This window comes from Microvirga subterranea (genome assembly GCF_003350535.1).
Lineage (GTDB): Bacteria > Pseudomonadota > Alphaproteobacteria > Rhizobiales > Beijerinckiaceae > Microvirga > Microvirga subterranea.
In genome coordinates this window covers 319,810-340,060 of record NZ_QQBB01000002.1, presented here as the reverse complement: position 1 = coordinate 340,060, position 20,251 = coordinate 319,810, and the positions used below count along the sequence as shown (strand labels likewise).

General features: G+C 66.9%; 24 protein-coding genes. 15 read left to right on the top strand and 9 right to left on the bottom strand.

All coding sequences use genetic code 11. From position 1 onward, the window contains the following. Positions 1-47: 47 nt before the first annotated feature. Positions 48-767, top strand: a complete 720-nt coding sequence (gene sfsA, locus DES45_RS06290; RefSeq protein ID WP_114769133.1) for a DNA/RNA nuclease SfsA — start codon at positions 48-50, stop codon at positions 765-767. On the opposite strand, the gene DES45_RS06285 is transcribed toward sfsA, so the two are convergent. Both DES45_RS06285 and DES45_RS06280 read right to left on the bottom strand, forming a co-directional pair. Continuing rightward, entirely contained in the window at positions 754-1,269 is a 516-nt protein-coding gene (locus DES45_RS06285) for a GNAT family N-acetyltransferase (RefSeq protein WP_210210189.1), read from the bottom strand. The genes sfsA and DES45_RS06285 overlap by 14 nt on opposite strands. A 24-nt stretch (positions 1,270-1,293) precedes the next feature. Further along, entirely contained in the window at positions 1,294-2,121 is an 828-nt protein-coding gene (locus DES45_RS06280) for an FkbM family methyltransferase (RefSeq protein WP_114769131.1), read from the bottom strand. A gap of 163 nt (positions 2,122-2,284) precedes the next feature. Between DES45_RS06280 and map the strand changes: the two genes are divergently transcribed. Continuing rightward, the gene (gene map / locus DES45_RS06275) at positions 2,285-3,106 is read left to right on the top strand and encodes a type I methionyl aminopeptidase (protein WP_114769458.1); all 822 of its coding nucleotides are present in this window, start codon (positions 2,285-2,287) and stop codon (positions 3,104-3,106) included. A 201-nt stretch (positions 3,107-3,307) separates the two neighbouring features. Then, on the top strand, positions 3,308-3,994 hold the full coding sequence (gene radC / locus DES45_RS06270) for a RadC family protein (protein ID WP_114769457.1): 687 nt from the start codon (positions 3,308-3,310) through the stop codon (positions 3,992-3,994). Between the two features lie 18 nt (positions 3,995-4,012). On the opposite strand, the gene DES45_RS06265 is transcribed toward radC, so the two are convergent. After that, the gene (locus tag DES45_RS06265) at positions 4,013-4,609 is read right to left on the bottom strand and encodes an exopolysaccharide biosynthesis protein (protein WP_114769130.1); all 597 of its coding nucleotides are present in this window, start codon (positions 4,607-4,609) and stop codon (positions 4,013-4,015) included. Between the two features lie 100 nt (positions 4,610-4,709). Then, the gene (locus DES45_RS06260; protein WP_114769129.1) at positions 4,710-4,985 is read right to left on the bottom strand and encodes an usg protein; all 276 of its coding nucleotides are present in this window, start codon (positions 4,983-4,985) and stop codon (positions 4,710-4,712) included. A 205-nt stretch (positions 4,986-5,190) separates the two neighbouring features. On the opposite strand from DES45_RS06260, the gene DES45_RS06255 reads away from it, so the two are divergent. Both DES45_RS06255 and DES45_RS06250 read left to right on the top strand, forming a co-directional pair. Next, entirely contained in the window at positions 5,191-6,654 is a 1,464-nt protein-coding gene (locus DES45_RS06255) for a patatin-like phospholipase family protein (protein WP_170151410.1), read from the top strand. 27 nt (positions 6,655-6,681) lie between these two features. Beyond that, positions 6,682-7,530 (top strand): formyltransferase family protein, encoded by an 849-nt coding sequence (locus DES45_RS06250; RefSeq protein WP_114769127.1) that lies wholly within the window; start codon positions 6,682-6,684, stop codon positions 7,528-7,530. Positions 7,531-7,533: 3 nt separating this feature from the next. Here the strand turns inward: DES45_RS06250 and DES45_RS06245 are convergent, their stop codons facing one another. After that, positions 7,534-8,061: a flavin reductase family protein gene (locus tag DES45_RS06245; protein ID WP_114769126.1), complete on the bottom strand. Its 528-nt coding sequence runs from the start codon at positions 8,059-8,061 to the stop codon at positions 7,534-7,536. A gap of 275 nt (positions 8,062-8,336) precedes the next feature. Between DES45_RS06245 and DES45_RS06240 the strand changes: the two genes are divergently transcribed. From DES45_RS06240 to DES45_RS06210, 7 genes are all read left to right on the top strand, one after another. Beyond that, on the top strand, positions 8,337-9,257 hold the full coding sequence (locus DES45_RS06240; protein ID WP_114769125.1) for a branched-chain amino acid ABC transporter permease: 921 nt from the start codon (positions 8,337-8,339) through the stop codon (positions 9,255-9,257). A gap of 14 nt (positions 9,258-9,271) precedes the next feature. Then, complete coding sequence (gene livM / locus DES45_RS06235) at positions 9,272-10,687, top strand: high-affinity branched-chain amino acid ABC transporter permease LivM (RefSeq protein WP_114769124.1); 1,416 nt, start codon at positions 9,272-9,274, stop codon at positions 10,685-10,687. Continuing rightward, positions 10,687-11,529 (top strand): ABC transporter ATP-binding protein, encoded by an 843-nt coding sequence (locus DES45_RS06230; RefSeq protein WP_114769123.1) that lies wholly within the window; start codon positions 10,687-10,689, stop codon positions 11,527-11,529. The genes livM and DES45_RS06230 overlap by 1 nt, the downstream gene beginning before the upstream one ends. After that, the gene (locus tag DES45_RS06225; protein ID WP_114769122.1) at positions 11,526-12,302 is read left to right on the top strand and encodes an ABC transporter ATP-binding protein; all 777 of its coding nucleotides are present in this window, start codon (positions 11,526-11,528) and stop codon (positions 12,300-12,302) included. The genes DES45_RS06230 and DES45_RS06225 overlap by 4 nt, the downstream gene beginning before the upstream one ends. Further along, positions 12,302-12,664, top strand: a complete 363-nt coding sequence (locus DES45_RS06220; protein ID WP_114769121.1) for a DUF6867 family protein — start codon at positions 12,302-12,304, stop codon at positions 12,662-12,664. Before DES45_RS06225 ends, DES45_RS06220 begins: the two co-directional genes overlap by 1 nt. A gap of 240 nt (positions 12,665-12,904) precedes the next feature. Continuing rightward, positions 12,905-14,032, top strand: a complete 1,128-nt coding sequence (locus DES45_RS06215) for a branched-chain amino acid ABC transporter substrate-binding protein (RefSeq protein WP_173950571.1) — start codon at positions 12,905-12,907, stop codon at positions 14,030-14,032. A gap of 68 nt (positions 14,033-14,100) precedes the next feature. Then, positions 14,101-14,499 (top strand): ACT domain-containing protein, encoded by a 399-nt coding sequence (locus DES45_RS06210; protein WP_245571563.1) that lies wholly within the window; start codon positions 14,101-14,103, stop codon positions 14,497-14,499. Between the two features lie 7 nt (positions 14,500-14,506). Here the strand turns inward: DES45_RS06210 and DES45_RS06205 are convergent, their stop codons facing one another. Then, a complete protein-coding gene (locus DES45_RS06205; protein WP_114769120.1) occupies positions 14,507-14,980 on the bottom strand; it encodes a DUF1203 domain-containing protein in 474 nt (157 codons plus the stop codon). A gap of 75 nt (positions 14,981-15,055) precedes the next feature. After that, positions 15,056-15,781 carry a cytochrome c biogenesis CcdA family protein gene (locus tag DES45_RS06200; protein ID WP_114769119.1) on the bottom strand — a complete coding sequence of 242 codons (726 nt, stop codon included), beginning with the start codon at positions 15,779-15,781 and terminating at the stop codon, positions 15,056-15,058. 103 nt (positions 15,782-15,884) lie between these two features. Here DES45_RS06200 and DES45_RS06195 point away from each other — a divergent pair, with 103 nt between their 5' ends. Continuing rightward, positions 15,885-16,868 (top strand): P1 family peptidase, encoded by a 984-nt coding sequence (locus tag DES45_RS06195; protein WP_170151427.1) that lies wholly within the window; start codon positions 15,885-15,887, stop codon positions 16,866-16,868. Next, entirely contained in the window at positions 16,865-17,590 is a 726-nt protein-coding gene (locus DES45_RS06190) for an SDR family NAD(P)-dependent oxidoreductase (protein ID WP_114769117.1), read from the top strand. The genes DES45_RS06195 and DES45_RS06190 overlap by 4 nt, the downstream gene beginning before the upstream one ends. Positions 17,591-17,597: 7 nt before the next feature. Here DES45_RS06190 and DES45_RS06185 read toward each other — a convergent pair whose 3' ends face one another. Continuing rightward, entirely contained in the window at positions 17,598-18,845 is a 1,248-nt protein-coding gene (locus DES45_RS06185; RefSeq protein WP_114769116.1) for an NAD(P)/FAD-dependent oxidoreductase, read from the bottom strand. 208 nt (positions 18,846-19,053) lie between these two features. On the opposite strand from DES45_RS06185, the gene rpe reads away from it, so the two are divergent. Next, entirely contained in the window at positions 19,054-19,725 is a 672-nt protein-coding gene (gene rpe / locus DES45_RS06180) for a ribulose-phosphate 3-epimerase (protein ID WP_114769115.1), read from the top strand. Here rpe and DES45_RS06175 read toward each other — a convergent pair. Then, a complete protein-coding gene (locus tag DES45_RS06175) occupies positions 19,722-20,249 on the bottom strand; it encodes a DUF2243 domain-containing protein (RefSeq protein ID WP_114769114.1) in 528 nt (175 codons plus the stop codon). The genes rpe and DES45_RS06175 overlap by 4 nt on opposite strands. Positions 20,250-20,251: the final 2 nt, after the last annotated feature.

Genomic DNA, 20,251 nt, shown 5'->3' with positions numbered 1-20,251 from the left:
GCCTTCTCCCCTGCTACGGAGCCGTTCTCCTTTCATGATGGACCTCGATGCGTTTTCAAGAACCCCTGCTCGAAGGACGGCTCGTCGAGCGCTACAAACGCTTCCTCGCCGACATCGTTCTCTCGACGGGCGAGCAGGTGACGGCCCATTGCGCCAATCCGGGCGCCATGATGGGCCTGAAGGAACCGGGGAGCCGGGTGTATCTCTCCCGCGCTAGGAACCCGGCCCGCAAGCTCAAGTACGACTGGGAGTTCATTGAGGTTCCGGCCGGCGGCGGCCCGCATCAGCTCGTCGGCATCAACACCTCGCGCCCGAACCTCTTGGTGGCCGAGGCCCTGCGGGACAATCGCCTCGCGCCCTTCACCGGCTACGACCGGATCCGCCCGGAGGTGAAGTACGGCCGCAACAGCCGGGTCGACTTCCTGCTGGAGAAAGACGGCGCGCCGCCCTGCTACCTCGAGGTGAAGAACTGCCACCTCATGCGGGAGGCGGGCTTCGCGGAGTTTCCCGACTGCGTCGCGGCGCGCAGCGCCAAGCACCTCTACGAGCTGGCCGACATGGTGGCGGCGGGCGCCAGGGCCGCACTCGTCTACGTGATCCAGATGGAGGCGGAGCGTTTCGACGTGGCCCGCGACATCGACCCGGCCTACGACAGGGCCTTCCGGCACGCCCTCGCGGCGGGGGTCGAGTCCTACGCCTATATCTGCCGCATCACGACGGAGGAGGTGGTCATCGACCGCCCGGTCCCGATCGTCACCCCGCTTTAGGATCGCGCAGGAACCGCACCATCAGCACCTCGTCGGCGTAGCCGTCCGGGCCCTTGAGGGCCCGCGGCTCGACGCCGTAGCTCCGGAACCCGAAGCGTTCGTAAAGAGCGATGGCCCCGGCGTTGGACGAGACGACCGCCAGGGTCAGCTGCTCCACGACGTCGCTTGCATGGGCGACGAGCGCCTCCATCAGGGCCGCCCCGACCCCCTGCCCTCGCGCCTCCGGCGCCACGAAGAAGCCCCAGACGAAGCCCTTGTGGCCGTCCCGCAGCCCGGTCTCCTGCTTGAAGCCCGCCATCCCGAGGATGCGCCCATCCCGGTAGGCGCCGAATACGGCCGAGCTCGCGAGCCGCTCGGCGAAATCCTCCAGCGGCCGGGCTGACTCGACCGCATGGACGGACCCGAACGCCTCCGGGGCGGTCAAAAGCGCCTTCAGACGGATCGCCCGGTAATCCTCGGCGTCGGAAGGGTCGAGACGGCGGACGGTGAAGGAAGGCGTCACGGCGATTCTTCCCTCGGGGCCTCTTTACCGCGCCTTCTCGTAGACGAGGTTGAGGCGCGTCTGGAGCGCCAGCCGGTAGCCGTGGCTCTCGAGCAGCTTCGGCAGGTCGGCCTGCCACTTGTCCCGGCCGTCCTCGATGATGAACAGGGACGGATGGAGGGAGGCCGGGGCGTCGCGGAAGAACGGGTCGAGGATCAGGTCCTCGGCGCCCTCCACGTCGAGCTTGACCGCGTCAACCCGCGTGAAGCCCTCGCGGCGCAGCAGGTCGACAAGCGTCACGGCGGGCACGCGCAGGGTGTCCGATGGGCTCGAGCCCACGATCTTGACGCTCGACTCGCCCCGGTTCTTGGGGTCGAGGAACAGGGTCAGCTCGCCGGTCTTGTCCGCCACCGCGCAGGCCACCGCCTTGATGGTGCCGAAGGGGTTCAGGCGGATGTTGTAGGTGAGCCGGTCGAAGATCTCCGGCTGCGGCTCCAGGGCGAGGATCCGGGCCGACGCTCCAGCCCGGGAGGCCACCCACAGGGAGTACCAGCCCACATTCGCCCCGATATCCACGAAGGTGAAGTTGTCGGAGACCCGCTTCTCCAGCAGCTCGAGCTCTTCCGGGTCGAAGTATTGCGGCGTGAAGAGGATGCGCTTCTCGCAGATGTTGTTGTACGGATAGAGCCGCATCCGGATGCCGAACGTCTCCAGATCGACCGGGCCCCGCTTCATGAACCCGAGGGCCAAGTGGCGCAGGCCCATGGCCAGCCTGCGGCCGGCCCAGCTCTGCGGCAGGGCCCGGGTGCGCTCGATCACCCACTGGGAGAAGCCTGACGGCGCCAGGGCGCCAAAGGGACGAAGATCGTTCATTATCAAAATCGAAGAAATCCAAAGCAGGCGGCGCAGAACGGCCGCCGGGCGTGGTCATGACACCCTTGCGGGTTATTCGCAAGCCGGGCGGGGTAAGGCCTCATGTCTTCGCTTGCGTCGGGCGCGCCAATCCCTACATTCGCCGTAACCTCAAGGATTCATGATGACTGACACCGACGTTATGGAACGCAAGCGGGTTTCCGAGATCCCGCTTCACGGGCCGGAAGCGTTCGAAGCCATGCGGAAGGTCGGCCGCATGACCGCCGAATGCCTCGACCTGCTGGCGGAGCACGCCCAGCCCGGCGTAACCACCGATTTCCTCGACAGGATCGCCTTCGAGTTCATCCGGGACCACGGCGCCTATCCGGCCTGCCTGCACTACCGGGGCTACACCAAGACGATCTGCACCTCGATCAACCACGTGGTCTGCCATGGCATCCCCAACGACAAGCCCCTGCGGGACGGGGACATCGTCAATATTGACGTGACCCTGATCCTCGACGGCTGGCACGGGGATTCGAGCCGCATGTACTACATCGGCGAGGTGTCGCGCCGGGCCCAGCGCCTGTGCGAGATCACCTACGAGTGCCTGATGCGCGGCATTGCCGCGGTGAAGCCGGGCGCGACCACCAACGACATCGGCGCCGCCATCCAGACCTATGCCGAAGCCGAGCGCTGCTCGGTGGTGCGCGACTTCTGCGGCCACGGCCTCGGCCGCGTGTTCCACGATTCGCCGACGATTCTCCACTACGTGGAGCCGGCCTACAACGTGGAGCTGAAGCCCGGCATGCTCTTCACCATCGAGCCGATGATCAACCTCGGTCGCCCCCAGGTGAAGGTGCTCTCGGACGGCTGGACCGCCGTCACCCGCGACCGGTCCCTCTCGGCCCAGTTCGAGCACACGGTCGGCGTGACCGAGACCGGCGTGGAGGTCTTCACCTACTCGCCCAAGGGCTACGACAAGCCGCCCTACGGCGTGGCCTGAGTCTTCTTCGATATCTCGTCCGCGATGCCCGGCCTTGCGCCGGGCATTTTGGCATTTCAGGCCCGGCCTTCCCGACTGCCTGATCACCGGAGGCTTGACACCGTCTCCCGCGCCGCTTCAAAGCTACGTTGTTTCACTTTCGGGTTTGTGGCGCCTCCACCTTCGGCCAGAGACATCCATAACCCAAGCATGCAGGCGGGCATGAGCGAGGACGGCACTCCCCATTATCACGGCCATCGAGACCGCCTGCGGGCCCGCTTCCTGCAGGTCGGGGGCGATGCGCTGCCGGATTACGAACTGCTGGAACTCGTTCTGTTCCGGCTCATCCCGCGCCGGGACGTGAAGCCGATCGCCAAGGAGCTCCTCAAGCGCTTCGGCACCTTCGCGGAGGTTCTGGCCGCCCCACCCGCCCGGCTCATGGAGGTGGACGGGATCGGCGAGACCGTCGTGACCGACCTGAAGGTGGTGGAGGCGGCGGCGCGCCGGCTCGTGAAGGGCGACGTGGCCAAGCGCCAGGTCCTGTCCTCCTGGACCTCGGTGATCGACTATTGCCGGGCCGCCATGGCGTTCATGGACAGGGAGCAGTTCCGCCTGCTCTTCCTCGACAAGCGCAACGGACTCATCGCCGACGAGGTGCAGCAATCGGGCACCGTCGACCACACCCCGGTCTATCCGCGCGAGGTGGTGAAGCGGGCGCTGGAGCTCTCCGCCTCCGCCCTGATCCTGGTGCACAACCACCCATCCGGGGACCCCACCCCCTCGCCCGCCGACATCAAGATGACCCGCGAGATCATCGAGGTCGCCAAGCCGCTCGGCATCACCGTCCACGACCACATCATCGTCGGGCGCGAGGGCCATGCGAGCCTGAGGGGCTTGAAGCTGATCTGAGCCCAGGCCGGGCGACGATCAGAACAGCGTCTCGATCCCGGACAGGATCGCGTAGACGAAGCCGAGGCTGAGCGTCAGGCCGACGGTGCCGATGAGGAGGCCGCCGAGGACCACGAGGCCGTCGCGCTCCACCAGCCCCAGGCCCACGAGGCAGACCGCGAGGCCCAAGGGGATCTGGCCGACGAAGGGCGGCGCGAAGAGGAGGCCCAGCGCGAGAACGAGGATGACGGCCCCCATGACGCGCATGGCGATGGGCGTCTCCATGAAGGTCATGCGGGGGCGCGACACCCGCTCGAGCCTGCGGAAGGCCGGCATCGCGCGCCCCACCGCCCGCTCCACATCCGTCTGCGCGATGGAGCGGTTCAGGAGCGCGCGCGGCAGCCAGGGCGTCGGGCGGCCGAAGACGATCTGGATCGCCACGAGGGCCAGCAGGAGGCCGCACACGAGGGGGATGGGCGGCGGCATCGGCAGGCAGTTCGGCAATCCGAGCAGCACCACCAGCAGGGCGAAGGCCCGGTCCTGGAGAACGGCCATGATGTCTCGGACCGTCAGACGCTCGCCCGGCTGAGAAGCGAGCGCGGCCAGGATCTGGGAGGTACGCGCGTTGGAAAACAAGGAGCCCCGGCAGGTTCAAGGATGCTCGAAGAAAGGCCTCTCTACCCGAGTTGGGAGGCGGGGCCAAGTCCGGCGTCATGCCGCCGAGGCATGATCCTCCTCAATGGAGGTTGATCTCCCCGTCAACGGCGCGGAACTCCGCGGGGCGGATCAGCCGGGCATGGGTCACGGTCACCGAGTGGAGCGGACCCGCGAGCTCCTTCTGCCAGAACTCCAGGAAATCCAGAAGCACCGGAAATCGCGGCGCCAGATCGTAGTCCTGCCAGATGTAGGTCTGGAGCAGGGCCGGATGATCCGGCAGGCGGTAGAGTATGCTGGCGGTCGTCAGCCCGTAGCCTTCGAGCTGACGGATGAAGTCCTTCGATGCCGATGCCATGCAGCCTCCTTCCTTCGAACGGCCGGGCGCCGAACGCCCACGCTTAAGGCTAAATTCCGACCCCCAGGGCCAGTTCCCAGCGTCACGTGACGGTACTGAATTCCGTCAACCTCAAGTAAAGACTCCTCTGAAGACTTTCCTGAGACCTATTGAGCCGAGCGTCACGTCATCGTATTGCGTTCCACGTGAGGCTGGGTGGACAAGAATGACGACAGGCTGGGGGCTCATCAAACAATGGTCGCTTGCGGGCGCCGTGGTTCTCGCGGTCTCCGCCTGCGCGGGCTCCGTCGACAACGCGCCGATCAACGAGCCCATCGCCCGCGTCTCCGACCAGGAGGGCTGGCCGCTGGGCCCGGACCAGTTCGGGTCGACCGTGGTGGGCGTCGCGTTCTCGGGCGGCGGCATGCGGGCCTCGGCCTTCTCGTATGGCGTCCTGAGCGAGCTCGACCGCTACGAAATGGCGACGGACCGGGGCCAGACCCGGATGACCGACATGGTCGACCTCGTGACGGGCGTTTCCGGAGGCTCGGTCACGGCCGCCTATTTCGGCCTGAAAGGGCGCGAGGGCCTGCCGGCCTTCCGTAGCCGCTTCCTGGAGCGCAATGCCGAGCAGGGCTTCGATACCGACGTGTCGCTCGGCAACGTGCTGCGCATCGTCGAGGATGGCGGCGTCAACGACCGCTCCAGGTTCCCGCGCTGGCTCGACGAGAACCTGTTCGACGGCGCGACTTACGCCGACCTCTTCGCCCGCAAGCGCCCGCTGGTCTGGATCGCCGCCTCGGACATCTACAGCCGCGTGCCCTTCGTGTTCGAGCCGATCACCTTCAGCATCCTGTGCAGCGACCTGAGCAAGGTCCGCCTGTCGGAGGCGGTGGCGGCCTCGGCCGCCGTGCCGGGCCTGTTCATCCCGATGAACGTCGAGAATTTCGGCGCGAGCTGCGGCGGCCATGTTCCGCAGTGGTACCAGCGCGGCGTCGCAGACACCACGGCCCCCGCGACCCTGCGCGCCAGCGCCGCCGCGGTGATGCGCTACCGCGGCGATCCGGAGAAGTACCGCTACGTGAAGCTCCTCGACGGCGGCCTCACGGACAATTTCGGCATCCATTCGCTCGCGGTCGCCCGCACGAACCGCGATCGTCCCTACATGCCCATGACCGCCGAGCAGGCGGTGCGGGTGAAGCGCTTCCTGTTCCTCGTGGTCGACGCGGGCCGCGACCCGGCCGGAAACTGGCCGCGCACCCTCGCGTCCCCGTCCGGCATGGAGCTCGCCGGCGTCGTCACGGACGCGGCGATCGATTCCGGCGTCTACAAGGGCTACGACTACTTCACCACCATCATGCGCGACTGGCAGGCCGACCTGCGGCGCTGGCGCTGCTCCCTGTCGAGCGACGAGGTCGTCAAGCTGCGCGGCACCCTCAGCGGCTGGAACTGCGCCGACCTGACCTTCACGGTGGGCCGCGTCTCCTTCGAGGATGCCGGCGCGGAGCTGAAGGCGGAGCTCGATAAGGTGCCGACCCGTTTCAAGCTCGATCCGCAGACCCTCGAGACCGTCATCAGCGCAGGCGAGACGGCCCTGCGCAACAACGCGGTCTTCCGGTCGTTCATCCGGAAGGGTCCGAGACGGGCGGTCACCGCCTCCCTAGACTCGGGGTCGCAACGAACCGAGTAGCGCAACCGTCAGGGAGGATCAGCGCGGATGCGCTTCGCCTTCGCCGGAATCGATTTCCTGGGGGACGTGTTCGAGACCCTCCTAGCCAGGGGCTGGGAGCCGGTGAAGCTCTTCAGCCGGCCCTGTGACGGAATTTACGACTTCAACGACGTCACGACGGCGCGCGCCCGCTCGCTGCGGGTGCCGGTCCAGCTCGGCCGCATTTCCCCGGCGGACCTCGCTGGCCTCAAGGCCCAGCGCTGCGAGGCCCTCGTGGTCGCGGGCTATCCCTGGCTCGTCAGGGGGTGGGAGCCGTACGTGCCGTATGCGGTGAACTTCCACCCCTCCCCGCTTCCGGTCGGGCGCGGCCCCTACCCGCTCTTTCAGGCCATTCTGGATCGCGTCCCCGAATGGGGCGTGGCGGCCCACGTCCTGGAGCCCGCCTTCGATACCGGCGCCATCGTGGCGGATGAGCGGTTCCCGCTCGCCGATGACGAGAACCACGACCTCCTCCTGGCGAAGTGCCAGATCGCGGCCCGGCGGATCGCCGCCCGCCTCGCCGATGACCTGCCGTCGCTGTGGGCCCGGGCCCGGCCGCAGGGGCCCGGAAGCTACTGGCCGCGCATGACCCAGGCCCAGCGCACCCTGGACTGGACGAAGGGCGTCGAGGATGTGCTGCGCACCGTGCGGGCCTTCGGGTCCATCGAGACCTTCGCGCAGGTCAACTCCCGCTACATCTACGTCTGGCAGGCAACCGGCTGGGTGGAGCCGCACCGCTACGCGCCCGGCAGCCTCGTGCACAGGCACCGCAAGCATCTCGTCGTCGCGGCCCGCGACGGCTTCGTCCAGCTCACCGGGTGGAGCCCCTACGCCCCCAAGGGCCCGCGCTTCGAATAACGGCTAGAGGGCGTGATAGAGCCGGTTCTGGTAGACCAGGGCCGGCCGCTTCTCCCCAAGGCGGATGCCGACGATCTCGCCGATGATGACGTGGTGCGTGGCGATGATGCGCGCCTCGGCGAGCCGGCAATCGAAGGCGACGAGGCCCGAGGCCAGGACTGGGGAGCCGGTCCGGAGCGTCTCCCAGCGGCCGATCGTGAAGCGATCCTGCCCTTTGAGGGCGGCGCGCCCGGCGAAGGCGTCCGCAACCGCCTCGTCCGCGGCGTTCAGGGCGTTGACGCAGAACACGCCGTTCTTCAGCAGCGCCTGGGCTGAGCGGCTCGCCGTGTTGACGCAGACGAGCAGAGAGGCCGGGCTGTCGGTCACCGGCGTGACCGCAGTCGCCGTGAAGCCCGCGCGGCCCCCAGGTCCCTCCGTGGTGACCACGTGGACCGCCGCAGCGACGCGGCTCATCCCCTCCCGGAACTGGAGCGGATCGAGCACGGCATCACCGGGGGCGGCGGAATCGGGAAAAGGCTGCTTCGTCAACATCTGAATCCGAACAGGCCTCTCCCACCCTTTTCGACAGAGCACAAGACCATGATGACGCATATGGTTGCCGTCGCCCGTTTTCAAAGCGGCGCATGGCGCTTGTTTGGACTTCGGTCCTATCAGCCCGGGTGATAGGAAACTTAACAGATCGTTGTCGAACGGTATCGCGTTTGCTAGAGACGCTTCACCTTAGGTCCCGCTTGGCGTCGATCCCACATCGTGCTTTGCTGGCCTTTCCCAAGAACGACCCCAATCCAGAGGGGCAAGGGTAGGACATGGAAATTTTTGTGCAGCAGCTCATCAACGGGCTGACGCTGGGGTCGATCTACGGCCTCATCGCTATCGGTTACACGATGGTGTTCGGCATCATCGGCATGGTGAACTTCGCCCACGGCGACGTCTTCATGCTTTCCGCGTTCATCGCGCTCATCTTCTTTCTGATCCTGACCACCTGGCTCGGGATCTCGTCGGTGGTGCTGGCGCTGTTCTTCGTGCTCATCATCGCGATGGTGCTGACGTCCCTGTGGGGCTGGGCCATCGAGCGGATCGCCTACCGGCCCCTGCGCGGCTCGTTCCGCCTGGCGCCGCTGATCTCGGCGATCGGCGTGTCGATCTTCCTGTCGAACTTCGTGCAGGTGGCCCAGGGCGCGCGCAACAAGCCGACCCCGCCCATGATCGGCGACGTGATCGTTCTGTTCCAGGGCGCAAGCGGCTACAACGTCGCCCTCTCGTACAAGCAGATCATCATCATGGTCACCACGGCGGTGCTGCTGTCGATCTTCTGGTACCTCGTCCAGAAGACCTCGCTCGGCCGTGCCCAGCGCGCCTGCGAGCAGGACCGCAAGATGGCCGCCCTGCTCGGCATCAACGTGGACCGCACGATCTCCCTCACCTTCGTGATCGGCGCGGCGCTCGCGGCCGTCGCGGGCACCATGTATCTGCTGTACTATGGCGTTGTGAGCTTCAGCGACGGCTTCGTGCCGGGCGTGAAGGCCTTCACGGCGGCCGTTCTGGGCGGCATCGGCTCCCTGCCCGGCGCCGTGCTCGGCGGGCTGATCATCGGTCTGATCGAGACCTTCTGGTCGGCTTACTTTTCGATCGAGTACAAGGACGTGGCGGCCTTCTCGATCCTCGCCATCGTCCTGATCTTCATGCCCTCCGGCATCCTCGGTCGGCCTGAGGTCGAGAAGGTTTAAGGGGCCTAAGGACCATGAACGCTCCTTCCATCACCACCAGCTCGGCCCAGAGCCCAGCCGGGACGACCCGCTTCGACCTCGCGGCGGCCGTCAAGGACTCGGCCAAGGCCGCCCTGATCACCCTGGGCCTGTCGATCCCGATCCTGGCCTACAAGACCGACCAGAGCGGCGCCGACCTGTTCCTCACGCCCCGCTGGGGCCTCGTGGCGATCTTCTGCGCCATCGTGTTCGGCCTGCGGCTGGCGCTCCACGCCTTCACGGCGTCGCGGTCGTACCGCAAGGCGCTTCCCGATCCGCATCAGGCGACGGAAGCCGTCCACGCGGAGCCCAGCGCCTACCAGAAGGTCTCCAAGTTCGGCATCCCGTTCTTCCTCGGGATCGCCCTCACCTTCCCGATCCTGATCTACCTGATCCAGGGTGGTCTCAACGAATCCCGCTACTGGGTCGACCTCGGCATCCTGATCCTCACCTACGTGATGCTCGGCTGGGGCCTGAACATCGTGGTGGGCCTCGCGGGCCTTCTCGACTTGGGCTATGTGGCCTTCTACGCGGTCGGGGCCTATTCCTACGCCCTGCTCTCGACCACCTTCGGGCTGTCGTTCTGGATCTGCCTGCCGCTCGCCGGCATCCTGGCGGCGTTCTGGGGCATGATCCTGGGCTTCCCGGTCCTGCGCCTGCGCGGCGACTACCTCGCCATCGTCACACTGGCTTTCGGCGAGATCATCCGCCTCGTGCTCATCAACTGGGTGGACCTCACGAACGGCGGCGCCGGCATCTCGTCGATCCCGCGCGCGACCTTCTTCGGCCTGCCCTTCACGGCCGGCGAAGGCGGCTTCGCGGCGACCTTCGGGCTCGAGTTCAACGGTATGCACAGGATGATTTTCCTGTACTACCTCATCCTCGCGCTCGCGCTGCTGACCAATTTCGTGACCATGCGCCTGCGCAAGCTGCCCGTCGGCCGCGCATGGGAGGCCTTGCGCGAGGACGAGATCGCCTGCCGGTCGCTCGGCATCAACACCACGAACACGAAGCTGACGGCCTTCGCCATCGGGGCCATGTTCGGCGGCTTCGCGGGCTCGTTCTTCGCCGTGCGCCAGGGCTTCGTCTCCCCGGAAAGCTTCAACTTCCTGGAATCGGCGATCATCCTGGCCATCGTGGTCATGGGCGGCATGGGTTCGCAGATCGGCGTGGCGATCGCCGCCATCGTGCTGGTCGGCGGCCCCGAGATCCTGCGCAACCTGACCTTCCTGCAGGCCGTGTTCGGGTCGGGCTTCGACCCGAACGAATACCGTCTCCTGATCTTCGGCATGGGCATGGTCGCCATGATGGTGTGGCGTCCGCGCGGCCTGATCTCGGAACGTGAACCCTCGGTGATCTTGAAAGAGCGCAAGGCAATCTCCGGCTCGCTCGTGAAGGAAGGACACGGCTGATGCGCTGGCTTCAGGACCCCATTCTCGACGTTCAGCATCTGACGATGCGGTTCGGCGGCCTCGTCGCCATCAACGACCTGTCCTTCCAGGCCGGCCGCGGCGACATCACGGCCCTCATCGGCCCCAACGGTGCCGGCAAGACCACGGTCTTCAACTGCATCACGGGCTTCTACAAGCCGACCGAAGGCATGCTCGCCATGCGCAAGCCCGACGGCTCGCACCTCCTTCTGGAGCGGCTGCCCGGCCACAACATCAACTGGAAGGCCAAGGTCGCCCGCACCTTCCAGAACATCCGTCTGTTCTCCGGCATGACCGTGCTGGAGAACCTGCTGGTGGCCCAGCACAACCCGCTGATGATCTCCTCGGGCTTCACGTTCCTGGGCGTGCTCGGGATCGGCGGCTACCGCAAGGCCGAGAAGGAGGCGATCGAGCGGGCCAAGTTCTGGCTCGAGAAGACCCGCCTCATCCACCGGGCGGACGATCCGGCCGGCGACCTGCCCTACGGCGACCAGCGCCGCCTGGAGATCGCCCGCGCCATGTGCACGGACCCGCTTCTGCTCTGCCTCGACGAGCCGGCGGCGGGCCTCAACCCGCGCGAATCCCTCGAGCTCAACGAGCTCCTGCTGGCGATCCGCAAGGACCACGGCACCTCGATCCTGCTGATCGAGCACGACATGTCCGTCGTGATGGAGATCTCGGATCACGTGGTGGTGCTCGACTACGGCACCAAGATCTCCGACGGCACCCCGTCCGAGGTGAGGAACGACCCGAAGGTCATCGCCGCCTATCTGGGCGTCGCCGACGACGAGGTCGAGAAAGTCGAAGCGGAGATCGGCGCATGAGCACCGCTGGAGCCAACACCATGCAGTCCCAACGGGTCGCGGCCGCAACGGCCCGCCAGCCGCTCCTCAGCGTGCGCGGGGTCAAGACGTATTACGGCAACATCATCGCTCTCAAGGGCGTGGACATGGATGTCCACGAGGGCGAGATCGTGACGCTGATCGGCGCCAACGGTGCCGGCAAATCCACCCTCATGATGACCATCTTCGGCAACCCGCGGGCGCGGGAGGGCACGATCACCTATGCGGGCCGGGACATCACCAAGATGCCGACCCACGAGATCGCCCGCCTGTCGATCGCCCAATCCCCGGAGGGAAGGCGCATCTTCCCGCGCATGACGGTCTTCGAGAACCTTCAGATGGGCGCTTCCATGAACGGGATGGCTCATTTCAATCAGGACCTGGAGCGGGTCTGCACCCTGTTCCCTCGCCTGAAGGAGCGCCTCCAGCAGCGCGGCGGCACGCTCTCGGGCGGCGAGCAGCAGATGCTGGCCATCGCCCGGGCCCTCATGAGCCGGCCGAAGCTCCTCCTCCTGGACGAGCCCTCGCTCGGCCTCGCGCCTCTGATCGTCAAGCAGATCTTCAACATCATCAAGGAGTTGAACGAGAAGGACGGCATGACGGTCTTCCTCGTGGAGCAGAACGCCTACCACGCCCTCAAGCTCGCCCATCGCGGCTACGTGATGGTCACGGGCAACATCACCATGAGCGGAACGGGACAGGAGCTTCTGGAGAACCCTCAAGTCCGCGCGGCGTACCTGGAAGGAGGCCACTGATGCAGGGCATCATCTACGAAGAACCGTCGATCTGGCTCTTCCTCCTGGTGACCGTGATCATGGGCGGCTGGGCCGCCTGGATGACCGGCCGGGCCATCGCCATCACCTGGCGTCCCTTCTGGAACCTCATCCTGTACCTGTTCATCCTGGGGGCCGCGGTGCGGTTCATCCACTTCGCCCTGTTCGGCGGGACCCTGCTGTCGATCCACTACTACGCGGTCGACACCATCGTGATCCTGATCATCGGCTCGTTGGGCTACCAGTACTACAGGGCCAGGCTCATGACCTCCCAGTACCGCTGGCTCTACGAGCGCACGGGCCCGTTCAGCTGGCGCGAGAAGGCATCTCATACCAACGGCTAAGCCTTGGGCCATCGTGCGGAAAGCCGGATCCGGCTTTCCGCTAAACAATGCTCTGTCAAAGAGTTAGCATCGGATCGACCCCGAAAGTGCAGGTCCACTTTTGGGTCCGATGCTGGAAAAATTCCGGGGTGACTTCCGCTCAAAAAGAGTCATGATGTCACCCGGACGGCGGGTTATAACCTGCTGAAGCCGGCCCCCGAGGAAGAGGGGGCCTATAAAACCACCCAGAGGAGTGACCTCATGAAAAAGTTGCTGTTGACCGGCGTAGCGCTCGGCCTCGGCCTTGCCTTTTCCGGTGCGGCCAACGCGCAGATCAAGATCGGCGTGGCCGGTCCCATCACGGGACCGAACGCCGCTTTCGGCGCGCAGCTGAAGAACGGCGTCGAGCAGGCTGTCGAGGACATCAATGCCGCGGGCGGCATTAACGGCCAGAAGCTCCAGGTCGTCATCGGCGACGACGTGTCCGATCCGAAGCAGGGCGTGTCGGTGGCGAACAAGTTCGCGGCCGAGGGCGTGAAGTTCGTTGTCGGCCACTTCAACTCCGGCGTGTCGATCCCGGCCTCTCAGGTCTACGAGGAAGCCGGCATCGTCCAGGTGACCCCGGCCTCCACGAACCCGCAGTTCACCGAGCGCGGCATGTGGAACACCTTCCGCACCTGCGGCCGCGACGACCAGCAGGGCCTCGTGGCCGGCGGATACCTCGCCGACAAGTTCAAGGACAAGAAGGTCGCGGTCGTCCACGACAAGACCCCGTACGGCAAGGGTCTCGCCGACGAGACCAAGAAGGCCATGAACGCCAAGGGTCTCAAGGAAGTCGTCTACGAAGGCATCAACCCGGGCGAGAAGGACTACTCCGCGCTCGTGTCGAAGCTGAAGCAGGCCGGCGTCGACGTGGTCTATTTCGGCGGCCTACACACGGAAGCCGGCCTCATCATCCGCCAGATGCGCGACCAGGGCCTCGCCGCCCCGCTCATGTCGGGTGACGGCATCGTGTCGGCCGAGTTCGTCTCGATCGCCGGCCCGGGCGCCGACGGCACCCTGATGACCTTCTCGCCGGACCCGCGCAAGAACCCGAACGCGAAGGACGTGGTGGCCAAGTTCAAGGCCAAGAACTACGACCCCGAGGCCTACACGCTCTACAGCTACGCCGCGACCCAGATCCTGGCCGAGGCTGCCAAGCAGGCCGGTTCCACCGACGGCAAGAAGGTTGCGGACACGATGAAGTCCGGCAAGCCGTTCAAGACCGTCATCGGCGACATCTCCTATGACAAGAAGGGTGACATCACCCGTCCGGACTACATCATGTACGTCTGGAAGAAGGGCGCCGACGGCAACATCACCTACTCGGGCAACGAGCTGTCGATGTAATCGACGGCCTGAAGCCGAGCTTACTGAACCCGCCCTGGCGACAGGGCGGGTTTTTCTTGAACGCCAGCATGCCCCCGCACCTTCCGATGCCCTCTCTTTCCCTTTCGCTCCTGAGCGATGCCTATGCGGTCTGCCGGCTTCCGCCGGGCGCATCCGTAGAGCCCCTGCCGAAGGGCGCCTTCGCGCTCCTGGTATCGGCCCTTGAGGAAACCACCCTCGTCTGCCCGCTCGGGCATGCCCCGCAGGGCGCCGAGATCGACGCGGGCTGGCGCTGCCTGCGCATCGACCAGAGCTTCGATTTCGGCGTGCCGGGGATCCTGGCCTCGGTCCTCGCACCGCTGGCCGCCGCGGGCGTCGGGATCTTCGCCACCTCCACCTTCAGCACCGACTACGTGCTCGTGAAGGCCGCGGATCTCGACCGGGCCGTGGAGGCCCTCCGGGCGGCAGGGCACGCCGTCTTGGCCTGAGCGGGGCTCAGGCCCGCTCGACCCGCCCCGCGAAGCAGCCGCGACGGGCGAAATGGACGTCCACGTGGGCCACGTCCGGCCGGCTCAGGAACCGCTCGATCACGGACAGGACCTCGCGGTCACCATCGGCGACCTCCGCATCCACGATGAGGGCCTTGGAGTCGTAGGCCCGCAGCGACAGCAGGCGGTCGCGGAAGGACGGCGGCAGCTCACCCCGGTAATGGGCCGACTCGGCCGCGGCGCGGCTGACGAAGATCGGCCCGGCGGCCCGATAGGGCGAGGCCGGGTTCGGCTGGTGCATGTAGTGCACGAGCAGCAGTTCCTCCCCCACCCTTACCCGCTCCAGCGCGACGCGGCACGGATAGGCGTCGGGCTCGTCGGCCACGACCCGGATGATCCCCTTGGCGGCAAGTGCCTCGTCGGAAAGGTCGAAGAGCGGCTGGAACGGCTGCGGGTCGATGCCCCGGACTTGGAACGACATGGCGTGAGGTCTCCTGAGTTGAGACCGTCACGATGGCAGCCGAGAAAGGCGGAAACGACCCGATTCCTGCGCCCCTCACCCCAGCGTCGCCAGCGCCGGGAACGTCTCAAGCAGCCAGAACGACATGGTGGTGATCCAGCCGGTCAGGAAGGCGATGCCGGTCAGGACCAGCAGCACCCCCATGGTCTTCTCGATCAGGGAGAAGCGGGAGCGCATCCGCTTGAGGATCGCCACGAAGGGCTTCATGGCGAAAGCGGCGAGCAGGAATGGAATGCCGAGACCGGCCGAATAGGCCGCCAGCAGGATGGCGCCCTGCGACACGCTGTCCTCGGAGCCGGCCACCGTCAGGATGGCGGCGAGCACGGGACCGATGCAGGGTGTCCAGCCGAACGCGAAGGCGAGGCCCATCACGTAGGCGCCCCAGAGCCCCACCGGCTTGTTCACGTTGAACCGGGCCTCCCTGTAGAGGAAGCCGATCCGGAAAATGCCGAGGAAGTGCAGACCCATCACGATGATGGCGATGCCCGCGATGGTGCTCAGAACGTCGAGGTATTGCCGGATCGCCTGCCCCAGTGCGGAGGCGGTCGCCCCGAGGAGCACGAAGACCGTGGAGAAGCCGGCGACGAAGAGAAGGGCGGCCAGCACCGCCCGCCGGCGCACGGCGCCGTCCCCGGCGTTCAGCCGGTCGAAGGTCGTGCCCGCCAGGAACGACAGGTAGGGCGGCACCAGCGGCAGGACGCAGGGGCTTAGAAAACTGATGAGGCCGCCGGCCATCGCGGCGGGAAGGGAGACGCTGAGCATGGGGTCTTCTATCCTGCCGGAGCGGCACAAGAAAGCCGGGGGATGTCGCAGTCTCCGGGTTGTGAACGTGGCCGTTCTGGGATTGTCTTGGCCCATGAGCGAGATGCGCAACCTCATCACCGACGTGGCCGGCCTGCGGATCGGCAACGCCCATGACGTCGCCCTCGCGTCCGGCGTGACGGTCGCCCTCTTCGACGAGCCGGCGGTCGCCTCCTGCGCGGTGCTCGGCGGCGCTCCGGGCACCCGGGAGACGGACCTGCTGGAGCCGGACAAGATGGTGCCGGGCATCCATGGGATCGTGCTCTCCGGCGGCTCCGCCTTCGGCCTCGACGCGGCGAGCGGCGTCCAGGCTTATCTCCGCGAGCAGGGCATCGGCTTCGCGGTCGGCAATGCCCGAGTTCCGCTGGTGTCGCAGGCGGTGATCTTCGACATGCTCAACGGTGGCGACAAAGAGTGGGGCCGCTACCCGCCCTACCGGGAGCTCGGCTACGAGGCCGCGCGGGAAGCCGGCCTCGACTTCGCGCTCGGCACGGCCGGCGGCGGCTACGGGGCGACGACCGCCAACCTGAAGGGCGGCCTCGGCTCGGTCAGTGCCACCACCGCCTCGGGCCATGTGGTCGGGGCGATCGTCATCGTGAACAGCATCGCGTCCGCCGTCATCGGCCAGGGGCCGCATTTCTGGGCCGGCGCCTTCGAGGAGGGGGACGAGTTCGGCGGCCACGGGCATCCCGAGAAGGTGCATCCCGACAAGCGCGAGCTGATCTGGAAGGGCGGCCCGCAGCCCGCCACCACCATCGCGCTCGTAGCGACCGACGCCGTGCTCACCAAGGGCCAGGCGAAACGCCTGGCCATCTCGTCCCACGCGGGCATCGCGCGGGGCCTACGCTTCTCCCACGCCCTTTACGACGGCGATACGGTCTTCGCGGCCGCCACGGGCCGCAAGGCCCTCGACAGCCTGGAGGACTTCACCCACATCACCGCCGCCGCCGCCGACTGCATCACCCGCGCCATCGCCCGCGGCGTCTATGAGGCGACCGCCCTGCCCTTCGCGTCCGCCCAGCCTTCCTGGCGGGACCGGTTCGGATGAGCCGGGCGGCGGCCTTCGCCAATGCGGTCGTGATCGGCGCGTCCGGAGGCATCGGGCAGGCCCTGGTCGAGGCTCTCCTGGCCGACGGCACCGCCACCGTTCATGGCCTGTCCCGATCCGGCACGGCGGTGGCAAGCGCGCGCGCCGGCCCCGTCGACATCCGGGACGAGGAGAGCGTCGCCGCCGCCGCGGAGCGCGTGCGGGAGAGCGGCCCTGTCGATCTCGTCATCGTCGCGACCGGACTGCTGCACGATGGGCGGATCAGCCCGGAAAAGACCTATCGCGGCCTCTCGGCCGACGCGCTTGCGAATTACTTCGCCGTCAACGCTATCGGGCCAGCCCTCGTCGCCAAGCATTTCCTGCCCCTGCTCCCCCGCGACCGGCGCGCGGTCTTCGCATGCCTGTCCGCGCGGGTGGGGAGCATCGGCGACAATCGCCTCGGCGGCTGGTACGGCTATCGCGCCTCGAAGGCGGCCCTGAACATGCTGATCCGGACGTGGTCGATCGAGGTGGCGCGCACCCGGCCTCAGGCGATCTGCGTCGGCCTTCACCCGGGCACCGTCGATACGGGCTTGAGCGCTCCGTTCCAGGCGGGCGTCCCGCCTGAAAAGCTCTTCAGCCCCGCCTTCTCGGCCCGCTGCCTGCTCGACGTCGCGGCACGGCTGACGCCCGAGCAGACGGGCGGCTGCTACGCCTGGGACGGCGAGCGCATCGTCCCGTGAGGCCGCGTCAGACCGAGAACCGCTCCGGCCGGTAGGGCTTCGGATCGACGATGGTGGGCTGGCCCGTGATCATCTCCGAGATGAGGCGGCCGGTGACGGGACCCAGCGTCATGCCGTGATGGGCATGACCGAACGTAAGCCACAGGTTCTTGTGCCGGGGCGCCTGCCCGATGATCGGCATCATGTCCGGTGTGCAGGGACGCATGCCCATCCACGGCTCCGGATCGACCCGCTCGCCCAGCGGGAAGAACGCCCGGGCAATGGGCTCGGCGCGCTGGAGCTGCACCGGGGTCTTAGGCGCATCGCGGTCGGCGAATTCCGCGCCGGTGGTGAGGCGGATGCCCTTCGCCATCGGGGCGAGGAAGTAGCCGCGTTCGAAGTCGAGGGTCGGACGGTTGAGCACCGCATTTCCCTCGGGCTTGTAGTGCATGTGGTAGCCGCGCTTCACCGCGAGCGGGAAGTGGTAGCCGAGCTTCTTCATCACCACGTCGGCCCAGGGCCCGAGCGCTACGACCACGTCGCGGGCTTCGAACGGTCCTTTCTCGGTCTGGAGGCGCCAGCCGTCGGAGGTCTGCTCGAGGGTCTTGGCGTCGCCCGCCGCGACCTCGCCGCCGAGCTTCTCGAACAGCTCCACATAGGAGAGGACGAGGTTGTAGGGATCGAAGATCGCCGCCGGATCTGTCCAGTGGATGCCGCCCTTCAGCTCCGCCTTCAGATGCGGCTCCCGCTCGGCCACGTCCTTGGTGTTCAGACCGACGAAGTTGACGCCGAAATCGCGCTTGACCTGCTCGGCATCGCGAAGCTGCTCCTCCATGGCCTTGTCGGAGCGGAAGACCTTCATCCAGCCGGTCGGGCGGATCAGGTCCGCGGAGCCGGCCTCGTCGGCGAGCGCCATGTGCTCGGTGACGCTGTTCTCGATCAGCGGCGCATAGAGGCGCGCGATCGCCTTGTGCTGCGCCGGGCGCGAATGCATCCAGTACTGAAACAGGAAGGGCGCGATCTTCGGCAGCGCCGCCAGATGGTAATGGGCGTCGATGGTGTTGTTGAGCGCGTAGCGCAGGAGCGCGCCGAAATCGTGCGGGAAGCCGTACGGATAGACGCCTTCGCGCTGGATCAGGCCCGCATTGCCGAAGGAGGTTTCGAGGCCCGGCGTGCGCTTGTCGACGAGGAGAACGGAGCGTCCGCGCTTCTGCAGGTGAATGGCGGCCGATACGCCGACGATGCCAGCGCCGAGAACAACAACATCCTTACGCATGGAGATCTAGTCCTGTTCCTGTGATCCCCCGGAAGGCCCGGGAGAAGAGGAGCCTTGCACTCCTCTCGCGTGGCGCATCTTTACTCCCGATCCGTCAGGGCCGTCCATGTCTTTCCTGTCGCGAGAGGCCCTCTCCCCAGGGAGTTGGCGACGGCCCGCGCCGTCAAACCCCGTTGCCGCCGCGGAGAGGTCGTGCTACCGGCGCGCCATGACACGCCCCCTGCTCATCGCCCCCTCCATCCTGTCCGCCGATTTCGCCAAGCTCGGCGAGGAGATCCGCGCCGTCGACCAGGCCGGCGCCGACTGGATCCACATCGACGTGATGGACGGGCATTTCGTGCCCAACATCACCATCGGGCCCGACGTGGTGAAGGCGCTGCGCCCGCATTCGTCGAAGCCCTTCGACGTCCATCTGATGATCGCCCCGGTCGATCCGTACCTGGAGGCCTTCGCCAAGGCCGGCGCCGACGTAATCAGCATCCATGCGGAGGCGGGGCCGCACGTGCACCGGTCGCTCCAGACCATCCGCAAGCTGGGGAAGAAGGCCGGCATCGTGCTCAATCCCGGGACGCACGAGGGCACCATCGAGCCTGTGATCGACGAGGTCGACCTGATCCTGCTCATGACGGTCAACCCCGGCTTCGGCGGCCAGGCCTTCATCCCGTCGGTCTGCGACAAGCTGCGGCGCATCAAGGCGATGGTGCGTGACCGCGACATCGACATCGAGATCGACGGCGGCGTGACGCCCGAGACCGCTCCCCTCGTGGCGGAGGCTGGCGCCAACGTGCTGGTGGCGGGCTCCGCCACCTTCAAGGGCGGTCCCCAGGCCTACGGCCCGAACATGGCGGCGATCCGCGAGGCGGCCGCCAGGGCCCGCTAAGCCCGAAGCCCCTGGGAAAGGCCGTGCGCCCGCGCGGCCTCCCGGTGGCGCTCCCGCCGCAGCAGGGCCCAACCCCCGGCCAGCATGACGGCTCCCCAGACCAGGAATCCGATGTCCCAGTAGATCCACTGCTCCCGGAGCACGGTCTCGTTCACGTGGTGGATTCCGAGAATCTGGTGGTCGATCAGGCCCTCGACCAGATTGAACAGCCCGAACCCCATCAGGATGGTGGCAATCAGGATCTTCGCCGGCCAGCGCAGATGGGCGCGCCGCGAATGCCGCCAGAGGACGAACAGGCCGAGCGCCGTGAACACATAGGTGCTCATGTGGAAAAGCCCGTCCCAGAACACGTTGATCTCCAGGTTCTCGACGCTGTCGGGCGGATAGCCGGCGCTGGTGAGCATGTGGTGCCACTGGAGCACCTGGTGCAGGACGATCCCGTCGAAGAACCCGCCGAGGCCGAGCCCCAGCAGGATGCCGGCCGAGGTCGGGAAGGTTCCGTGGTCCAGGCTGTCTCGGGCCATTG